Source organism: Exiguobacterium sp. ZOR0005, from assembly GCF_000798975.1.
GTDB lineage: Bacteria > Bacillota > Bacilli > Exiguobacteriales > Exiguobacteriaceae > Exiguobacterium > Exiguobacterium aurantiacum.
The window spans coordinates 1-3,636 of record NZ_JTLB01000029.1; the positions used below are offsets into that span (position 1 = coordinate 1).

At 49.7% G+C, this 3,636-nt stretch carries 5 protein-coding genes, 1 tRNA gene and 1 rRNA gene; 2 read left to right on the forward strand and 5 right to left on the reverse strand.

Translation table 11 applies throughout. From position 1 onward, the window contains the following. Positions 1-5 precede the first annotated feature (5 nt). A tRNA-Met gene (locus L971_RS12710) sits at positions 6-82 on the reverse strand. 139 nt (positions 83-221) lie between these two features. Between L971_RS12710 and L971_RS12715 the strand changes: the two genes are divergently transcribed. Next, positions 222-1,004 carry a sporulation protein gene (locus L971_RS12715; RefSeq protein ID WP_024372085.1) on the forward strand — a complete coding sequence of 261 codons (783 nt, stop codon included), beginning with the start codon at positions 222-224 and terminating at the stop codon, positions 1,002-1,004. Here the strand turns inward: L971_RS12715 and L971_RS12720 are convergent. Together L971_RS12720 and L971_RS12725 are read right to left on the reverse strand one after the other, a co-directional pair. After that, positions 999-1,211 carry a hypothetical protein gene (locus L971_RS12720; protein WP_029693854.1) on the reverse strand — a complete coding sequence of 71 codons (213 nt, stop codon included), beginning with the start codon at positions 1,209-1,211 and terminating at the stop codon, positions 999-1,001. The genes L971_RS12715 and L971_RS12720 overlap by 6 nt on opposite strands. Further along, the gene (locus tag L971_RS12725; RefSeq protein WP_047376182.1) at positions 1,208-1,837 is read right to left on the reverse strand and encodes a uridine kinase; all 630 of its coding nucleotides are present in this window, start codon (positions 1,835-1,837) and stop codon (positions 1,208-1,210) included. Before L971_RS12725 ends, L971_RS12720 begins: the two co-directional genes overlap by 4 nt. A gap of 53 nt (positions 1,838-1,890) precedes the next feature. Between L971_RS12725 and L971_RS12730 the strand changes: the two genes are divergently transcribed. Beyond that, positions 1,891-2,268, forward strand: a complete 378-nt coding sequence (locus tag L971_RS12730) for an HIT family protein (RefSeq protein ID WP_029333751.1) — start codon at positions 1,891-1,893, stop codon at positions 2,266-2,268. A 10-nt stretch (positions 2,269-2,278) separates the two neighbouring features. Here the strand turns inward: L971_RS12730 and L971_RS12735 are convergent, their stop codons facing one another. Together L971_RS12735 and rrf are read right to left on the reverse strand one after the other, a co-directional pair. After that, complete coding sequence (locus tag L971_RS12735; RefSeq protein ID WP_047376184.1) at positions 2,279-3,217, reverse strand: hypothetical protein; 939 nt, start codon at positions 3,215-3,217, stop codon at positions 2,279-2,281. A gap of 133 nt (positions 3,218-3,350) precedes the next feature. Next, positions 3,351-3,466 (reverse strand): 5S ribosomal RNA (gene rrf, locus L971_RS12740). Positions 3,467-3,636: the final 170 nt, after the last annotated feature.

Genomic DNA, 3,636 nt, shown 5'->3' on the forward strand with positions numbered 1-3,636 from the left:
AAAATTGGTTGCGGGGGCTGGATTTGAACCAACGACCTTTGGGTTATGAGCCCAACGAGCTACCAGACTGCTCCACCCCGCGATAATATGAATTCTTTCGACATCCTCTATAATAAGCGAAGTAGTTATAATATGCAACCTTTTTCTCTATGTTTTTTGTGATTTGGATTCGGGAACAATTAAAGGAGTGTAATCCAACAGAGAAAAGGAGCGCGACCGACATGTCGAAATGGGGAAACCGGTTTAAAAAATGGTTCTTTTCTGAGCTAGATGCGTCCGTCTATTTCCATACTGTTCCGTTCGTCCCAAGACAGACCGTTCACGGAACACTTCGCGTAATGAATCCGACCTCAAAAGTGATCCGGCTACATGAATTGACGCTCAACTTCCTCACGACGTTCAAAGATATCACGCTCGAGGGGAACGAGTTCAACCGTGAGGCTGACCTTCAAGAAGTACCGATCGCTTTGTCAGCCATACTTGAACCAGGGGCGGAAGAACATATCCCGTTCACGTTCGACTTGACGATGTATGCCCCTTCGACTGCCGGTGCCCCTTACAGTGTCGAAGCGACCGTGTGGGACAAGGACGGCAAACGGATTTGGTTCGACGTGATAGAGAACGTCGAAGTCGAGCCGTTACCTGAGCTTAAACGGTTACTCGAAGCGACCGAGCATGCCGGTCTCGAGCTCATGTTCGTCCGCAACGTCATCGATCCGCTCGGCGAAGAGCGGCCGTATCCGTTCGTCGAAAAGTACGGTTTCAAACCTGTCGGCGACTGGGCCGATGAGTTCGAGGTCGTGAAATCGTTTTGGCGTATCGACGAGGACGGGGTCGACGTCTATTACTGGCTCGATAATATCGAGAAGCAGCGTACGCTCGATTCGATCGCCAACGATGTCGTCTTGCGTCATCGCTCGCTCACGTGGGATCAACTCGAGCGCGAGCAAGACCGACTCGGGCTCGGGATTCAAGAGACGTTACGCAGCCATCGTTCGTCATGAACGGTGGCTATTCGTCTTATTTTTCTTTTTAGTAGTTATAAATTGATGCAAAATCGAGGCGAGTACACCGGGAACTATACCTAAAACAGCCGATACGGTGAAAATTGCGATGAATTCTTGAACCGTAATCGGAAATAACAATTGAGTGACCATGAATACAAACACTAGACTCGAACTCCCCATCACCCAGATGATTGGTTTTTTCACAACGTCACCTCCTTTGTCCATTCGTCCCCACTCGTGTTCACGACCATCTGGAACTTCTCTCGGTGTGGGTGCATGAACTGCTCATATTGAAGTCGGCGCTCTTCATGAGACGCTTTCAAATAGTCGAGAGCCATTCCACGCTCTTGAATGTCTCGTACCGACCGTCGTAAAAACTCGGTCTCGCTGTCGCTATATAAGTAAATGGAAACGTCCCTTGCATCCGGTTCGAGGAAAGCCACGCTCATCCCTTCGATGATGGTGACTGGTTTCTCTGGGGCGATCCACGTTCGCTCGAGATAAGGCACGTCGATCGTGTAAAAGCCGATTCCTTCACGAATCATGCGGACATCGCGTTCGAGCGACAGCAAATGGTGCGCCGCTGGGTGACAAGCCGTCATCTTATAACGATGCGCTACCCCATCGACCGAGTAATCGAGGATCGCGCTTTTCCGTAACGTCGAGTCGGCGATATATGGATCAGTATTCAAATAATTCACTTCTTCGAGGCGTTCCATCAATGCGTGTGCAAGCGTCGTCTTTCCCGCGCCGCCATGTCCAGTAATCAAAATGATGCACTTCTCCTTCTGCCGTACGCTCGAGACGATCTGTTCAATCCATTCGTTCATAGGCTCCTCCTTTTGATACACTTGTATATATAGAAAGGAAGTGTATCAATCTGATGTCGACTTGTCCATTTTGTCATCCACATGATGATCCCGCGCAATCCATCGTCGCCGAGAACGAGACGTGCTACTTTTTGATGCATGAACGTGAACAAGATGTCCTCGTCGGCTCTGGTGTGATTGTCCCGAAACAGCACCGGACGACGACGTTTGACTTAACGCCGGACGAATGGCGAGATACATATGAGTTATTGCACGAAGCGAAACGGTTGCTAGATGCAACACATCGCCCAGATGGATACACACTTGGCTGGAACGTCGGGGAAGCCTCTAATCAGACCGTGCCACACGCTCATTTTCATGTCATCCCTCGTTATGAGGCAGGGCCGCACGCCGGGAAAGGATTGCGCCATTGGTTGAAGCGACCTGAATAAGCGAAGCAGCTCATCGCGTGACGATGAGCTGCTTTCGTTTGTCTTCCGTCTGCTCACGCTGTCGTTCTAAGCGTTCGACTTGTCGTGTCATGCTCTCGATAAGTTTGGCGATCTCACGATCGAGGCCGTTTACTTTGTCGAGCGAGTCGTTGATTCGTCCATGCATCGTCCATTCGGAGAAGATGTCATCGAGGAAGTAATCCGCGAACTGAATGAGCGATCCCCGCTCGATGTGTAAGCCACTGACGACTTCTTTTACGTCAGCGAGTTCTCGTGAGAAACGTTCGAGTGCGGATTGAAGTTCATGCATCGTCCGTTCGGAGGCGTCAATGGCGTCATGCTTCATCGCCGTCGCAATCAAACCACCTCCGAAGAACGTGTCATATGTCGACCACCCTTTCGCACTATCAAGATGCTTGAGCGTCTTCGAGATTACGGCACGGGCCGAGCGTCCTGCGACGATGGCTTCATTGTATTCCACCAACGCCTCACTTATTTTCGCCTGGTCATTCGTGAGACGATACAACGTTTCTCTGACGTCAGGATCTTGTTTCAGGCGAGCCTCTTTCGCTTCCAAAAACCTTTCCCATTCCCTATCGATGTTTGCATATACCTCAAACGTCTCGTGAAGATCACGACGCTCAAGCTCTAACTCATCGATCATCTTCTCGTGTTCCCGTAACTTCAATTCGGCTCGGGCTGCCTCTTCCAATTCGATCGTCTTTTGTTCATTGAACGTCCCGCGAAACTTACGCCACGCATTGACGAGCGAGAACGCCTCTAAATCATATACGTCACGCTGCTCTTTCGTGAACGAGTTGAGCAGTTGCTTTCTTACCGTTTCATGTTCCGCAATCTGTTTATCGAGTCTTTTAAGCTTGCGGGCAAGTCGATCTCGTTCGGAGAGACGTTGTTGTAAGTCGAGTTGTTGCTGATGGAAATCGGTCATGTCTGGTTCTCCCTTCACTTGCTTTGAGGCCTTCGTTGTTCCTGTCTCTTATTTATACGAAAGAACTACTCAGAAGTTTCAGTGCAAACCACAAAAAAAAGACGACCAAGCATCCGCTTGATCGTCTCGTATCGCCTAGCAACGTCCTATCCTCACAGGGGGAGACCCCCAACTACTTTCGGCGCTGAAGTACTTAACTTCCGTGTTCGGCATGGGAACGGGTGTGACCACTTCGCTATCGCCACTAGACAATTATTATATTAGCATATAATCTACGGATTGGCAATGCTTTTGAGCAGAATTCATAAGAAAAACGATCGAGCATTACGCTCGATCGTTTCATGTTGCCTGGCAACGTCCTATCCTCACAGGGGGAGACCCCCAACTACTTTCGGCGCTGAAGCGCTTAACTTCCGTGT

Excerpts from the sequence above, each read along its gene's own strand:
- L971_RS12735 (WP_047376184.1), bottom strand. The coding sequence starts at position 3,217 with ATGACCGATTTCCATCAGCAACAACTCGACTTACAACAACGTCTCTCC.
- L971_RS12730 (WP_029333751.1), top strand. The coding sequence starts at position 1,891 with ATGTCGACTTGTCCATTTTGTCATCCACATGATGATCCCGCGCAATCC.
- L971_RS12715 (WP_024372085.1), top strand. The coding sequence starts at position 222 with ATGTCGAAATGGGGAAACCGGTTTAAAAAATGGTTCTTTTCTGAGCTA.
- L971_RS12725 (WP_047376182.1), bottom strand. The coding sequence starts at position 1,837 with ATGAACGAATGGATTGAACAGATCGTCTCGAGCGTACGGCAGAAGGAG.